Source organism: Methanosarcina sp. WWM596 (assembly GCF_000969965.1).
Taxonomy (GTDB): domain Archaea; phylum Halobacteriota; class Methanosarcinia; order Methanosarcinales; family Methanosarcinaceae; genus Methanosarcina.
The window spans coordinates 120,909-134,884 of the sequence record NZ_CP009503.1; the positions used below are offsets into that span (position 1 = coordinate 120,909).

The 13,976-nt window shown below is 43.6% G+C and carries 14 protein-coding genes and 1 pseudogene; 12 read left to right on the forward strand and 3 right to left on the reverse strand.

Features of this window, described 5'->3' with window-relative positions; genetic code table 11:
* Positions 1-13: 13 nt before the first annotated feature.
* Positions 14-571, reverse strand: a complete 558-nt coding sequence (locus MSWHS_RS00540; RefSeq protein ID WP_048158635.1) for a dihydrofolate reductase family protein — start codon at positions 569-571, stop codon at positions 14-16.
* A gap of 305 nt (positions 572-876) precedes the next feature.
* On the opposite strand from MSWHS_RS00540, the gene MSWHS_RS00545 reads away from it, so the two are divergent.
* The 9 genes from MSWHS_RS00545 (at position 877) to MSWHS_RS19825 (ending at position 10,003) form a co-directional block, all read left to right on the forward strand.
* Positions 877-2,157, forward strand: coding sequence for an ATP-binding protein (locus MSWHS_RS00545; protein WP_048125129.1), 1,281 nt, complete (start codon positions 877-879; stop codon positions 2,155-2,157).
* A gap of 61 nt (positions 2,158-2,218) precedes the next feature.
* The gene (locus tag MSWHS_RS00550; protein ID WP_048125131.1) at positions 2,219-3,295 is read left to right on the forward strand and encodes a hypothetical protein; all 1,077 of its coding nucleotides are present in this window, start codon (positions 2,219-2,221) and stop codon (positions 3,293-3,295) included.
* Positions 3,296-3,795: 500 nt separating this feature from the next.
* A complete protein-coding gene (locus MSWHS_RS00555) occupies positions 3,796-4,908 on the forward strand; it encodes an iron ABC transporter substrate-binding protein (protein WP_048125133.1) in 1,113 nt (370 codons plus the stop codon).
* A gap of 2 nt (positions 4,909-4,910) precedes the next feature.
* Positions 4,911-5,534: a class I SAM-dependent methyltransferase gene (locus tag MSWHS_RS00560; protein ID WP_048125135.1), complete on the forward strand. Its 624-nt coding sequence runs from the start codon at positions 4,911-4,913 to the stop codon at positions 5,532-5,534.
* 26 nt (positions 5,535-5,560) lie between these two features.
* The gene (locus MSWHS_RS00565; RefSeq protein WP_048125137.1) at positions 5,561-7,333 is read left to right on the forward strand and encodes a radical SAM protein; all 1,773 of its coding nucleotides are present in this window, start codon (positions 5,561-5,563) and stop codon (positions 7,331-7,333) included.
* On the forward strand, positions 7,326-8,345 hold the full coding sequence (locus MSWHS_RS00570) for an iron ABC transporter permease (RefSeq protein WP_048125139.1): 1,020 nt from the start codon (positions 7,326-7,328) through the stop codon (positions 8,343-8,345). Before MSWHS_RS00565 ends, MSWHS_RS00570 begins: the two co-directional genes overlap by 8 nt.
* A complete protein-coding gene (locus MSWHS_RS00575; RefSeq protein WP_048158636.1) occupies positions 8,336-9,166 on the forward strand; it encodes an ABC transporter ATP-binding protein in 831 nt (276 codons plus the stop codon). The genes MSWHS_RS00570 and MSWHS_RS00575 overlap by 10 nt, the downstream gene beginning before the upstream one ends.
* Positions 9,167-9,271: 105 nt before the next feature.
* A complete protein-coding gene (locus MSWHS_RS00580; protein ID WP_048125143.1) occupies positions 9,272-9,568 on the forward strand; it encodes a hypothetical protein in 297 nt (98 codons plus the stop codon).
* A gap of 291 nt (positions 9,569-9,859) precedes the next feature.
* Positions 9,860-10,003, forward strand: coding sequence for a hypothetical protein (locus MSWHS_RS19825; protein WP_156148038.1), 144 nt, complete (start codon positions 9,860-9,862; stop codon positions 10,001-10,003).
* A 9-nt stretch (positions 10,004-10,012) separates the two neighbouring features.
* Here the strand turns inward: MSWHS_RS19825 and tnpA are convergent, their stop codons facing one another.
* Positions 10,013-10,426, reverse strand: a complete 414-nt coding sequence (gene tnpA / locus MSWHS_RS00585) for an IS200/IS605 family transposase (protein WP_048129009.1) — start codon at positions 10,424-10,426, stop codon at positions 10,013-10,015.
* A gap of 28 nt (positions 10,427-10,454) precedes the next feature.
* Between tnpA and tnpB the strand changes: the two are divergent.
* The 3 genes and pseudogenes from tnpB to MSWHS_RS21855 all read left to right on the forward strand — a co-directional run bounded on the left by tnpB (position 10,455) and on the right by MSWHS_RS21855 (position 12,350).
* Positions 10,455-11,568, forward strand: a pseudogene (tnpB, locus tag MSWHS_RS00590) (IS200/IS605 family element RNA-guided endonuclease TnpB).
* Between the two features lie 86 nt (positions 11,569-11,654).
* Positions 11,655-12,029, forward strand: coding sequence for an S-layer protein domain-containing protein (locus tag MSWHS_RS00595; RefSeq protein ID WP_048158637.1), 375 nt, complete (start codon positions 11,655-11,657; stop codon positions 12,027-12,029).
* A 186-nt stretch (positions 12,030-12,215) separates the two neighbouring features.
* A complete protein-coding gene (locus MSWHS_RS21855; RefSeq protein WP_255353707.1) occupies positions 12,216-12,350 on the forward strand; it encodes a hypothetical protein in 135 nt (44 codons plus the stop codon).
* A 513-nt stretch (positions 12,351-12,863) separates the two neighbouring features.
* Here the strand turns inward: MSWHS_RS21855 and MSWHS_RS00600 are convergent.
* Positions 12,864-13,436, reverse strand: coding sequence for a class I SAM-dependent methyltransferase (locus tag MSWHS_RS00600; protein WP_048125154.1), 573 nt, complete (start codon positions 13,434-13,436; stop codon positions 12,864-12,866).
* Between the last annotated feature and the right edge of the window lie 540 nt (positions 13,437-13,976).

Sequence of the window (13,976 nt, forward strand, 5' to 3'; positions counted from 1 at the left end):
TTGTTATAGTTTGTTATTTTGTTATGTGTATCTCAATTTCGTACTCCACCCTCACTAGTCCGCTCTCATACCTCTCCGTATTAATCAACTTGAGCCCGATTTCCTTTTGAATCTGGTCAAACAGTGGAATCCCACTTCCAAGAATAACCGGAACAAAGAAAACAATCAAATCCTGCACAAGGTCTTCTTCGAGAAACACCTTGATAAGCTGTGAACCGCCCACAAGCCAGATATCTTCCTCAGTATTTTCCTTTAGCTGGCGCGCAAACTCCCCGATGTCTCCGGAAATAAATTCTACGTTTTTTTCGCGGCGCAGGAGCTCTTCTTGTCTTGTAAAAACATACGCTTTCTTCTCTCCGTAAGGCCAGTCTCCGAAGCCCAATACCTGTTCGTAGGTTTTTCTGCCCATAAGGACCGTGCCGATCGAGGAGTAAAATTCGGAATAGCCGTAGTCGGTTCCAGGGTTTTTTTCGTATTCTGTTAGCCAGTCTATGCTGCCGTTTTCCCGGGCTATGAAGCCGTCGAGGCTGCAGGCTATGTAAAGCTTTATTCTGGGCTTGTTTCCTTTCATTTTCTTGCCCCTCATTTAGTGATATATTATGGTTTTATGTTGATTTCTCTTATTATTTATTGTTCCATTTCTGTTGTTGTACGGCTCAGACCGTTCGCTTGCGAACGGGAAAAGACAGACGGGAATAAGCTATTCCCGCAGTATGGGTGAAGTTTTTGGTCTGTTTTTTGCTTGCTTTTTACCGGATTAAGCCGGGAAATACAGGATCTTTCTCATGGTGGTCTTTTATGAAAGACCAGAATATGGCAAAATTAGTATTCTATATAAGACTAAATTTTAAGTAAAATGGTCTCCTATAGAAGACCATGGAAAAAAAGGAGCTTTTCAAATACCTCATAAAGGAGTTCCACGAAAGAAAGCTCCCTGAAATTTATCCCCGTGCCCTTGAAATTCCGGAAACCCGGATGATTGTAAGTCTGATAGGGGCAAGGCGGATAGGAAAGACTTCTTACTTTTTCCAGATGGTAGGGGAACTGGAAAAGAAGGTGGGGAGAGGACGGATTCTTTACATCAACTTCGAGGACGAGAGGATTCTGCCGCTGGATGTTAAGGACTTGAACTCAATCCTTGAAGCCTATTATGAACTCTACCCTGAAAATGTGGATCGGGAGCTATATCTCTTTTTTGATGAGGTGCAGAATGTTCCGGGCTGGGAAGTCTATGTGCGCAGGCTCTATGATAGGGGGGATTTGAAGCTCTTTTTGACGGGATCGAGTTCGAAGATGCTCTCTAAGGAGCTTGCAACAAGCCTCAGAGGCCGGACTCTTTCTTTTTACCTCTATCCCCTGGATTTCCGGGAGTATCTTGCTTTCCGGGGAGTTGAGCCTGTTCGGGATTTTGAGTACTCTAAGCAGCGTTTTGAACTCAAGAAGCTTTTTGAGGAATATCTCTATGAAGGGGGCTTTCCCGAAGTCGTGCTCGAAGCCCCGGAACTCCGGAAGAAGATTCTTCAGGATTACTTTGAAATGATGATCTATAGGGATCTTGTGGAACGCTTCTCTATCCGGAACACCACCCTGCTCAAAGCTCTCACAAAATACTTGGTTACAAACATCGGGAATCCTTTCAGTGTAACTTCCTATTACAAAGCGATAAAGCAGGATCAGGAAGTCTCAAAAGGCACAATTCTGGGATACCTTTCCCACCTTGAAGATATCTCTCTGGTTTATTTTCTGCCCCTCTTCAGCTACTCGTTAAAGGCACAGGCAATAAATCCGAAAAAGGTTTACTGTCTCGATAATGGACTTCGAAACGCCGTGTCTTTTACCTTTTCAAAGGACGAAGGCAGGCTTGCCGAAAACCTGGTTTTCCTTGAGCTCATGCGCCGGGAAAAAGAGGTATATTACTGGAAAAACGGGGGTGAGGTAGATTTTGTGGTGAAGGGAGATGACGATTCGTTGACTGTAATCAATGTCACGTACAGCGACAGTATTGCTGAAAGAGAGGTCAGTGCCCTCAAGAAGTTCTCTGTGAAGGAGGAATTTGCTTCCCGTATAAAAGAATTCATCCTGCTGACAAAAGATACTGACAAAACCGAAAACGGGATCACATACATTCCGCTCTGGAAGTGGATGCTGGAAAAGTAAACAAATAGGCATTTGGGAGGCAATCATAACCTTTTTACCTTTCCTTCACAAAAACTCCTCCATGTCTCCTATGAATTCCGGCATCCCCCTCAAAATAAATCATTCTACAAGAGACCGTCTCTACTGGAACTTCTTCAACATGATCCCTTTCTTAATAGGTTCCATAGCAATTGCCAGGGATTCGCTCAAATGGGTTGCAGTTTACATCGGAATAGCTCTCTTTTTCTTCCTGGTAATCGAATTTCGCTTTGCCTGTACCCACTGTCGTTACTACATAAGAAGCAAGGGCTACGTAAAGTGCATGATGCTTTCGGGAGTGCCAAAGATTTTCAAAGCCTGTCCCGGACCTCACAGCCCTTTTGAAAAGGCTATGACCGTGCTCGGAGCCCTTCCCATGTTTTTCTTTCCGGTTTACTGGCTGGTCAGGGATCCTCTGCTGCTGGGGGGATATGTTTTTTCCTGGGCGCTGTTCTTTTTGACAGCAAGAAGGTATGAGTGCATTCGCTGCATTAACTTTGAATGCCCTATGAATCGGGTGCCTTCCGGTGTCAAAAAAGAGTTTGAGAACGGGGATAGGCTTTCCGCGAACTTTGAGCCTTCCGGAAAAGGGATTCGAGAGCCAGGTTCAGACCGATGTACTTCCCTACGAACAAAACATGAATTTAAGGACTTTCTCTACTGGAACTTTGTGACCTTTGTTCTTCTCTTTTCGGCGGGGCTTGCAATCGGTATCAGTTCAACAGGGTGGCTTCTTGCCTATATTTTCATAGTTTTTTTCCACTTTAATATTCTGGAACAGCGTTTTTTCTGTACTCATTGTCCTTACTATGGAGGGGAAGGAAAACGGTTGATGTGCATGATGAATTGGGGCTGGCCTAAGCATTTCAGGCACAGGCCGTACCCTCCGGGAAAATTCGAGCTTGTTATCACCACGCTGGGGTTCATAATCGTGATTCTCTTTCCGTTTCCCTGGCTTTTGAAAGAGCCGTTTCTGCTGGGGGCTTACTCCATTTCGATTTTGCTTTTCTTGCTGACAATATGGCGGTATGAGTGCTCTCGCTGTATTTATTTTGGATGCCCTTTTAACAGGGTTCCGGTTGACGTGAGGAAAGAATTTGAACAGGAAAACGCGAGTTGAATGGGGCCGGGACGATTTAAAGGACTGGTAATATACGGTGCAGTACCGTGTTTTTCTTTTTTCTTTTTTCATATCTCTTTTTCATCATTGAACTGGTTTTTTCCTGTCACTCTTGAACTGGTTTTTTCCTGTCACTCAGGTTAAAGTCCCGTAAATTCGATAGCAAGCAGTCCAAATGATTTTTCTTTTTTCCAGGTTGTGTTGTGTTATCCTAAAAATTCTAATTGTTCTCGAATAGATATTTATTTATCATATGACTAGGAAATAGGTTACCGTCTTCCTTATGTGCTGTGCTGAGAATACTTCATAAAATGATAATGAGGTTATTTTCTGAAAACCTTCAGTAAGCCGTAAAAACGTAGAAGTTCTCCAAAAAACAGATTCATTAGCGTTTTCCAATCCCAGTAAATGTATATCTATTTAACAATTGAATATATTTTTATACCATTATGTTTATCCGAACATAACGATTAAACTATAATAAGTCTGTAGGGATTTCTATGCGTGGAAAAATAGGTACGATATTGATACTCTCTCTGCTGGTTCTGGTTGTTGCATCCTGTGGATGTGCAGAAAATACGAATCAACAGGCTGTGCAAAATTCAAGCACTATGCTTCAGAACTCAAACATTGTGCAGATGCCCGATATGTTGGGCAGGCAGCTAACAGTACCGGCGAAAATCTCCTCGGTAGTTGCCACTTCTCCGCCTGCCACTATCCTCGTGTATATGCTTGCGCCGGACAAACTTGCAGGCTGGAATTTCAAAAACAATTTTACCCAACTTTTTATGGATGAAAATTACACAAATCTGTCCGTAATAGGGGGCTGGTTCGGGACCCAGACCGGGAACTATGAAACTATAATCAGCGTGGACCCTGATATTGTAATTGAAGGATACACCACGGACGGACAGATCAATGAAGCCATAGAACGCAGACAAGAAAGTTTCGGCAGCATTCCGGTGGTTGGTATTAATGGCTCTATCATCTTCGTGACACAATCCGATCCTACCATCGAATATGTGGGTAAGTTGCTTGACTGCGAAGCCCAGGCGGAAAAACTGATCGAGTTCCGGAGTTCAATTCTCAACGAGCTCAATAGCACTGTAAAAGATATTCCCGATGATGAAAAAGTACGGGTTTACTATGCTGAGGGGCCGAAAGGTCTGATGACCGATCCCTCAGGTTCTCAGCACTCCCAGGTTATTGATATTTGTGGGGGTATCAATGTTGCCGACTGTCCGTTAACTCCGGGAAGCGGTATGACCCAGGTCTCAATAGAACAGGTCATGGACTGGAACCCCGAGGTAATTCTCACTTCCAATCCGCAGTTTTACGCATCCGTATATTCTGATTCTCTATGGGAAAGCGTGGATGCTGTACGGAACAAAAGGGTATACCTTGCCCCTCAGAATCCTTTCTGCTGGATCGATAGGCCTCAGGGTCCTCACCTCATAATAGGGACTGCCTGGACTGCAAAAATGCTGTATCCTGACCTTTTTGCAGATATGGATCTCTCCGGGCTGACCCGTGAGTTCTACTCGGAATTCTTCCACTACGAGCTTACGGATGAACAACTGAATACGCTCCTGAATCCTGCAGCAGAGGCCTGAAAGTGGACGAAAATGGCAAATCTCCGGTTTTTCCCTATATTGCCGAGCACATCTTTGCTCCCATTTACCCTGTAATAGCGGCTCACATCATTGGTCAAAGCGGGATAAATCAGGGCATGTGCCTGGATCTGGGATGTGGCATTGCCTCCTTGGGAATCGCTGTTGCGGAACTCACGGATATGCAGGTCTATGGGGTTGATTTTTCAACGGAAATGTGCAGGCTTTCAAAGGACAAAGCTCACCGTCACTTCCTTTCAGATAAAGTTGTTCCTTTACAGGCAGATGTCCATCTGCTTCCCTTCAGGGATAACTCCGCATCCCTCATAGTAAGCCGCGGCTCCGTATTTTTCTGGAAAGACCTGCCTGTGGCTTTTAGGGAAATTTCCCGTGTCCTTGCTCCGGGAGGACAGGCATGGATAGGGGGCGGGTTCGGCACAAAGGAATTGAAATTGAAGATCTCTGAAAAAATGGTAGAAATAGACCCGGACTGGCATACCGCTTCAAAAAAGCGCCTTAGCCCGGCAATGATTCGGACCATACGGGAAACCGGGGAACGGACTGAAATCCCCTGCCGGGTGGTTAAGGACGATTCCGGCTTCTGGGTGGTTCTGAACAAGGGAAAGTAATGGAGATTAGGAAAGGAGGTTAAAAAATGCAGTGCAATGTGTGTGAGTTCGGGTGCGAAATCGATGAATACAGCCGGGGTAGGTGTGGGACTTATGTCTGTGCCGGCGATACCATAGTCCAGGACCCTGGGATGGGATACCTTGGAGCATATCCTGTTTCCATAGAAACGATTCCTTTGCTTCATTATTATCCCTCAGGTAAGTTCCTTCAGGTATTCGGCACGGGCTGCAATTTCCAGTGTTCAGGGTGTGTGGCTCGCTTGTTGGCATCGGACAAACCTCTTTCCCGTTCCACCTTAATTCCCTCTCAGGTCGTGGAAAGAGCCCTGCAGCAGGATTGTCTTGGCGTGGTTTCCACACTGAATGAGCCTGCTGCAAATTATTACCTGTTCAGGGACCTAGCAGTGCAGGCAAAAGAACAGGGTTTGCTCGCAGGCTGTTCCACAAACTGCTATTTCACAGAAGAGACTTTGAACAAGCTCGGGCAGCTTGTGGATTTCATGAATGTCGGAATCAAAGGTTATTCTGACAAAAGTTACATAAGCTGCGGAGTCCCTTCATCAGCTCCCGTTTTCCGCAATATTTCCCGGCTTTTTGACATGGGAGTGCATGTTGAAACTTCGGTTGTTTATTCATGGGGAAATGAAACCGACGTGATAAAGGTTGCAGAAATGGTGTCCGACATCTCCCCCACCATTCCGGTTCAGGTCATGAGATTCATTCCCTTCGGGGATGCTCCTATTGAGCTTGAACCCTCTGTAGGAGAGGCGGAGAGCCTGTGCGCTGATTTGCGTAAGTATGTGGATTATGTTTATCTCTTCAATTCTCCGGGTACGGAACTATTGAATACTTACTGTCCGGAATGCGGCAGTCTCCTGACAGAACGGGAGTTTTACGGGCCCATGGGTTCGAGACCAGTAAGGCCCTGGGTAACTTATGCCTGTGATTGTGGGAAGACTGTGTCTGTTAAAGGGACAACTACCGTTGAACGTTTCAATGAGGAAGGCTTCATGGGCGGATACCGGATAAGCCGGGCTTTCGGGATGGTCCATGGAGTACTTACATGTCTGGGAATACTGGACGATTCCAGGTTAATAGATGTCTGGAGAGAAATCTCCGATTCCGGGACCCTTATGCAGGTACACCATATGATCCAGCAGCCTTACGCTTATCTTGATTTTGTCAGGCTAATCGCGGAAAAGGCTAATATGCCGGAAAAAGGAGAAGAGCTTATTTCCTTTATCCGTACACGCCTGGAGCTTGTCAAGGCTCTCGCAGCAAAAAACAGCAATCATAAGGTGTATTACTGCATGGGCTCTCCTCTCTTTGCCCTGAACGCCGGGAGAATGGAAAACAACCTTGTGACATTTTCCGGGGATGTGAGCATCAATAAGCAGCTCCGAAAGGAAGGCAAACCGGGTGTAAATGTTTCTCCTTTCTTTATCAATGAACATAATCCTGACACAATTTTCATCTCCGGTTTCCTTTCCCGCCCTCTAGATGAATTCTATGCCCTCTGCCGGGAATACGGTATACATGCGGATGCTGTAAAACAGCAGCGGATTTATGCAGTCCCACCCTCCTGGGATTTCGGAAGCCCTCGCTGGATACTGGGGCTCATGTACATAGCAGACAAATTGAATCCCGGAAACTCAGGAATCGACCTGAGGAAAGAAGCAGACGAGTTCTACCTGCAGTTTTACGGCATGCCGTTTGAGGAGGCCACGCCTAACAGGTCTTTTCACAGGCCCACTTCCGGGATCTGGCCCAGACATTTTTTGAGGTGCACCCATGCCTGAATGCAAGAATTCCCGCACTGCTCTGGTGTACATGCTTCCCCTCGCCTTACTCATAGGCTCTCTTTTTGTAGGGAGATATCAGATTTCGGTCTTGTCGGTTGTGGATGAGAGTATGAAAGCTTTTTCATCTCTCTTTTTTGGCACCCCTGCTTCGGTTTCTACTCAACACACGGTCCTGTTCAATGTAAGGCTGCCCAGGATACTTGCAGCTTTGCTGGTAGGAACTGCACTTTCCACAGCCGGGGCCTCTTTTCAGGGGATTTTCAGGAATCCCCTTGTCTCTCCCTATATCCTGGGAGTGGGTGCAGGTGCGGGTTTCGGAGCATGCCTGGCAATACTTCTGTGGGATAATTACCTGCTTATACAGTTGATGGCTTTTGCTTTCGGATTGCTGGTGATGTTTCTCGCCATAAGTATGGGGAAAGCCAGTAAAGGTTCGGGAACTCTGGTCTTCGTGCTTTCAGGAATAATCGTGAGCTCTATTTTCACGGCGCTTACCTCACTGGTAAAATACGTTGCAGACCCTTATGATGAACTTCCCACGATAGTATTCTGGCTTATGGGAAGCCTTGCTAATGTCAGGTACGGGGATCTGCTCTACATAATTATGCCCATGTTTGTTGGAGCTCTGGTGCTGTTTCTTCTCAGGTGGAGGATCAATATCCTGGCTCTCGGAGACGAGGAAGCTAAAGCCCTGGGGATGAACGTGGAAAAAATGCGTTTGGTTATCATTGTTTGTGCAACCCTTTTAACTTCAGCAGCAGTCAGCATCAGCGGTGTTATTGGCTGGGTCGGGCTGGTCGTGCCTCATATTTCAAGGATGATAGTTGGTCCCAACTACAGCCGCCTGCTGCCCATGAGCGCGGTCATCGGGGCTTCGTTTATGCTACTTGTGGATGATCTGTCAAGGACGATTGTCGCTACGGAGATTCCCCTGGGAATCCTTACTTCCCTGGTAGGCGCTCCTTTGTTTGCATATCTTATCCGGAGGGGGCGCATGGGATGGAATTGATGCTGGAAGTGAACTCCCTTGCTTTTTCCTATGGAAACGGGCCGGTCTTTGAGAACGTCTCTTTCTCGTTAAAAAAGGGGGAGGTTATGTGCATCCTGGGCCCGAACGGGGCGGGAAAATCCACATTGATCAAGTGCATTGCAGGGATTCTCAAGCCGACTGCCGGAGCTGTCCGAATTCTGGGTAAAGATACGGCTTTTCTCGGGGTAAAGGACATTGCCCGGCATATAGGTTATGTGCCCCAGCAGAATGAGGTGGTGTTTCCTTTTACCGTGCTGGATTTTGTGGTAATGGGCCGGGCTCCTCATCTTTCCGTGTTTGCATCCCCCTGTGCTGAAGATATGGAGCTTGCAAGGGAGTCGCTTGCAGTGGTAGGGCTTTCGGAGCTTGCGGAAAGGCAGGTTGCCAGTCTCAGTGGCGGGCAGGGTCAAATGGTTCTGATAGCCCGGGCTCTTGTCCAGAAGCCTTCTCTGCTTTTACTGGACGAGCCGACTTCCCACCTTGATTTTGGTAACCAGGTCCTTGTGCTGGAAACGGTGCAGCGGCTTGCTGCCCTGGGGATGTCTATTGTGATGAACACCCACATGCCGGACCATGCTTTCCTGGTGGGCAGCAGAGCTGTGGCCCTTTCCGGGGGCAGGCTGGTTGCGCTGGGAGAAGTAGAAAAGGTCGTAACCGGCAAGATGATGTCCTCGGTCTATGGGGTAAAGGTAGCTGTCCGGGAAATTGAAGATATGAAGAGAAAAGTGTGTCTACCCTTACGGGGGAATAATACACTGAACAAACTAAATCAAGACATTGTGAATAAATCAATACAATGAACAAATTTTTGAATAACAGAAAGGGGTACAATCTCCTGAATTTTGCTTTCATGATAAAGGTCTGAACATAGAAAAACAAAAATTAGACTTTAGTGGAGAATTTTTATGAACTTAAAGAGATTTAACGCTGTAGCTCTGGCTATCTTTGTGATAACTTTAATCCTTGCGTTGGCAGGAACGTGTACTGCTGCGTCGGTTGAAATCAGGGGCATTCCTCTTGATACCGGGAGTACGGATTCTCAGAATATCTCGTGGGATTTCAGAACCTTCCCGGCTTTTGTCTTCAATGCAAATAAGTACAGTAATTGCGTTAGTGGGCCCGGAGAGCACCTTTATTTTGAGGACAAAGGAAACAGCTCTGCCCTAGGTAAAGATAATCCTGCAGCCAGCAAAATTGATTAGAGTGAACTCTTTTATACTACCAAACAGTTCCCTTCGAAGTATAAGGTGTTTTCCGAAGAAGAAAATGTAACAAAGGTGTCATTCTTTACATGATATATTTGTTTGGTAAACTCTACAGTACTATTGACAATGATGCAACGCATCTTGCTAAGATGCTGTACCAGCAGGATTAGAGCGACAAAAAACTCTCAAAGCGGGAGAGACCTGGGATATTGCAAGTGGGTACAGCCTTACTCTGAACGGAATTAATTTGATGGCAACAAATGCTATTTTTTGCTTTACAATAATGATATGGAACTGGATACTGCGGTAATTTCCATGGACGGCACCGTAGATTACAGGATATTTACTGCAGATGATGAATTCGGAGACAATACTTCACATATTTATATGAAGAAGCGTAAAACCCCTGAGTCTTTAGCTCAGGGGATATAAGCGTCAACTTCACCCCTGATTCCGTATGTAATATTCTGCCGCCTCTTTACTAACATTTCCGATAGTAGACGCAAAATAACCATCACTCCATAACGTATTCTCACCCCAATAATACTTTTTCATATATTCTTTTTGAGTTTTCCATAACCTGTTAGTATATTCTTGTTTCAATTTTCTGACAATTGACAAAACGCTAACTTTCGGCTCACTCTTGATCAAGAAATGAATATGGTCTTTGTCAGTTTCCATTTCAAGGATTTCAAAGTTAGACTCTTTTGAAATGTCAATCATAATCTGTTTGAGTTCTTCGCTAATTGGTTCAAGTATGACTTTTCGGTATTTGCAAACAAAAATAACATGATACATTAACAAAAATTTGCTATGATTCCGTGTTTCATACTTCGTATTTACCAAGAAGTATATATGTTGTTAAAGCATATAATACCTTTGTATGATGCAAGCGTTCAAATTTAGACTCTATCCTACAACTACACAAGCTATTCAATTGAATCAGCATATAGGTAGCTGTAGATTTGTCTATAATTGGGCACTTGACCAGAAAATTAAAACTTATGAGCAGACAGGGGAATCAATTTCCAGATTTGACTTAAACAAATTAATTCCTACTCTAAAGGCTTCTTATGAGTGGTTAGGAGAAGTTAACTCTCAATCATTACAGGGGATGACTAAGCAGGTTGAATCCGCTTTCACTAGATTCTTTAGAGAGAAAACAGGGTTTCCAAAGTTCAAATCAAAAAAAGAATCCGATACAGTCTTTCCCTGTACCTCAACACTACACTGTAAACTTTGAAACTAATACTATCAAGCTTCCAAAAATAGAACCAATTAAAGCAGTTCTTCACAGGAAGTTTGAAGGAGAGCCTAAAACGGCTACGGTATCAAGGACATGTAAAGGACATTACTATATCAGTATCCTTGTTGAAGATGGAAAAGAACTTCCAGTAAAGGAAGCTTTCACAGAATCAACAACAGTAGGAATTGATGTAGGTATCAAAGACTTTGCTGTCCTTTCAACAGGAGAAAAGGTTGAGAATCCAAAGTACTTGAAAAACTCTCTTAAAAGGCTCAAAGTATTACAGAAAAGAGTCTCAAGGAAACAGAAAGGCTCTAAGAACAGGGCAAAAGCTAAACGAAGACTTGCTGTACTCCATGACAAAATAACAAATCAGAGAAATGACTTCCAGAACAAACTCTCTTTTAGACTTGTTAGCGAAAACCAAGCTGTAGCTCTGGAAACTCTAAATGTTAAAGGCATGGTTAAGAATCATCACTTAGCACAGGCTATAAGTGATTCTGCGTGGAGTAGTTTTGTAATAAAGTTGGAATATAAGGCTCAATGGTTTGGAAAAACCGTCCTGAGAATAGGACAATTTGAACCCTCTTCTAAGCTATGTAGTGTGTGTGGATACCACAATAAAGAGCTTCAGCTAAAAGACAGAGAATGGATTTGTCCAGACTGTAAAACCAAACACGATAGAGACATTAATGCCGCTATCAATATCAAAAAATTCGCTCTCATAGATCAGAATCTAATTGGATTATGACACCGTAGGGACTACGGGGATGAGCTTGGGGACTTGCCCTCAATAGAGGGAGGAATGAACCAAGAAGCCACTCAGTCTTTAGCTGAGTGGTAGTTCACTTTGTTATCTTTGAGGACTCTGTTTTTGCAAGTGAAGATACCGATTTTGCAGTGTTCAAATACACCTGGCTGATAGATAAGGATAAACTTCTTTTCATCGAATCGGGGGACGAATTTGGTAATTTCGAAGTAGACCAGGCTTTTGAAAACCTGATAGTAGTGTCAAATACCGACGCAATAACAATTAATGTCGATGCTGACAGGAAGACCAATATTACGGAAGAGTGGTATTTCAGGACCTCTGATGTGGGAAAAGGAAGCAATGGGGGATACGTGATCTACCCGGCAAAAACAGTCATTCTCGCAGAACAAAGTCCTGCAACTGCAGGAACCGAAACTGCGGGAACTGATACTTTTGAATAGGTTTTTGAATAGGTTTTTGAATAGGTTTTTGAATAGATTTTTGAATAGATTTTTTGATCGGCTTTTGTCAGATCTGGCCATCGGTCCGTTCTATGCAAAAATTATTTATATTAAAACACGGCAATACCATTCCGTTTACTGTGTGATGAACAGGAAACTGCAACACCAGAAAAGGAGATCCAGAATATGAAAGAAAAAGTGCAGAAACAGGCTCAAAAATCCGTTTTTCATGGGTTTTTGTTCGGTAACGGCATGTTTATTACTCCCGTGGAAATGAGAATTATGGAAAGTCTCGGGGTAGTCCCGGCAACAAGAGCATGAACTCGAAAAATGAATCGGGAAAGAGCACATTGTAAAAGGGTCAGATAACTCATCAAAAAACAATCTTTTCACAACTTCCTAAATCTCAAGTTACCTATTAACTAACCTCTAGAAATCCAACAAACCAACCTCCAAAACACTAAATAGATTTTCTCATTACCAGTTATTCACTTCATGCCTTAATTTTATCTAGCCATTCTTATCTGGCTATTCTTTTTATCTGACTATTTTAAGCTCAATAAGATGGCAATGGACGTTGAATCTATAAAAAAGAAGCCGATGAAAATTTATCGAAAATTATTCTGTTGACCCATTAAGCTTTGTGCTTCTCCTGAGTTCAGATTCTCTCATTTCTTTCTTTTACTTTTTTTATTGTTTTTTGGCAGTATAAATAAACAGGTACACGCCTAGTAAACAGGTACACGCCTAGTAAACAGGTACACGCCTAGTAAACAGGTACACGCCTAGTAAACAGGTACACGCCTAGTAAACAGGTACACGTCTGCACCTGAATTAACTGCTGTCCTTTTTAAAGGAATATGTCTTTTTGCCCTTTTTTTTCAGCTTAAAAAGTTTTTTCCGGGTTACCCTTTCCATGATTTCTTCCTCTTTCATGTGATGGTCGCTAAAAGAAAGTGTCCCTTCGGGCTTCAGGACGCGGTGCAATTCTTTCATAACAATTTCTGGCTTGTTCAGGGTATGATAGGTATCATAGAAAAGGACTATATCCAGGCTCTCGCCGGGCAAGCCGGTATCGTAATCGGAAAGTATAGTCTCTATGTTTTTCAGCTGTTTTATCGAAGTCAGGTGCCGGACCATCTCAACAGCAACCGGATTGATATCCAGGGCATAGACTTTTCCTGAAGGTCCCACCATTTCGGAAGCGTCACGGATATAGGAACCTGACCCGCAGCCATAATCCAGAATTTTGAAACCGGGCTTTATCCCTGCCTCTTCCAGGATTTTTCTGCGGGGGAAAAAAAAGTCCCGGAACTTGAAAATAAGGGTCCTTGCGTGAAATCGAAAATCAGAAGCTGGTTCTTCCGTGGTGTTTTCCTCCTTATGGTCAGTCCTTGATTCAGTAATGTTTCAGGTTTTTTTTTGCAGACGGTTTTTTTCTTCAAGCCTATTTTGAGATTGACATGCTTTATATTTTTCCTACGGAAAGTTCTCATGATTTTTTTGTTCTATCAGATTTTTGTTCTATCAGATTTTTGTTCTATCAGATTTTTGTTCTATCAAATATTTGGATATATATATAATCAAAGTACAGCTTGATAATCAAAGTACAGCTCATTGGTCATCGGTTAAGGAATTTTCTTGCCCGAAAGCTATCTATTTTGTACCATAAATCGATCTCAAACTTTGCCCTCTTTACCTAAAATCGATACTTTACTCCAGCCTATATTATATTAAAATTTTAGATAACTGTTGTAGAAATAGGTGCAATTTATCATGATTCCTCACTTTACCGAAGACACATGAAGTACAGCTTGATAATCAAGGTGCTGCCTGAAGTAGCTATCTGGAGTTCAGTCTCCAGCTGTATAACTTTTATATTGAAGTGCAAAAACCTTAATCTAAAATCAGGAAATAGAATGTCTTAATAAAGTATCTAAATGAAGT

Excerpts from the sequence above, each read along its gene's own strand:
- MSWHS_RS00540 (WP_048158635.1), bottom strand. The coding sequence starts at position 571 with ATGAAAGGAAACAAGCCCAGAATAAAGCTTTACATAGCCTGCAGCCTC.
- MSWHS_RS00545 (WP_048125129.1), top strand. The coding sequence starts at position 877 with ATGGAAAAAAAGGAGCTTTTCAAATACCTCATAAAGGAGTTCCACGAA.
- MSWHS_RS00550 (WP_048125131.1), top strand. The coding sequence starts at position 2,219 with ATGTCTCCTATGAATTCCGGCATCCCCCTCAAAATAAATCATTCTACA.
- MSWHS_RS00555 (WP_048125133.1), top strand. The coding sequence starts at position 3,796 with ATGCGTGGAAAAATAGGTACGATATTGATACTCTCTCTGCTGGTTCTG.
- MSWHS_RS00565 (WP_048125137.1), top strand. The coding sequence starts at position 5,561 with ATGCAGTGCAATGTGTGTGAGTTCGGGTGCGAAATCGATGAATACAGC.
- MSWHS_RS00570 (WP_048125139.1), top strand. The coding sequence starts at position 7,326 with ATGCCTGAATGCAAGAATTCCCGCACTGCTCTGGTGTACATGCTTCCC.
- MSWHS_RS00575 (WP_048158636.1), top strand. The coding sequence starts at position 8,336 with ATGGAATTGATGCTGGAAGTGAACTCCCTTGCTTTTTCCTATGGAAAC.
- MSWHS_RS00580 (WP_048125143.1), top strand. The coding sequence starts at position 9,272 with ATGAACTTAAAGAGATTTAACGCTGTAGCTCTGGCTATCTTTGTGATA.
- MSWHS_RS19825 (WP_156148038.1), top strand. The coding sequence starts at position 9,860 with ATGGAACTGGATACTGCGGTAATTTCCATGGACGGCACCGTAGATTAC.
- MSWHS_RS21855 (WP_255353707.1), top strand. The coding sequence starts at position 12,216 with ATGAAAGAAAAAGTGCAGAAACAGGCTCAAAAATCCGTTTTTCATGGG.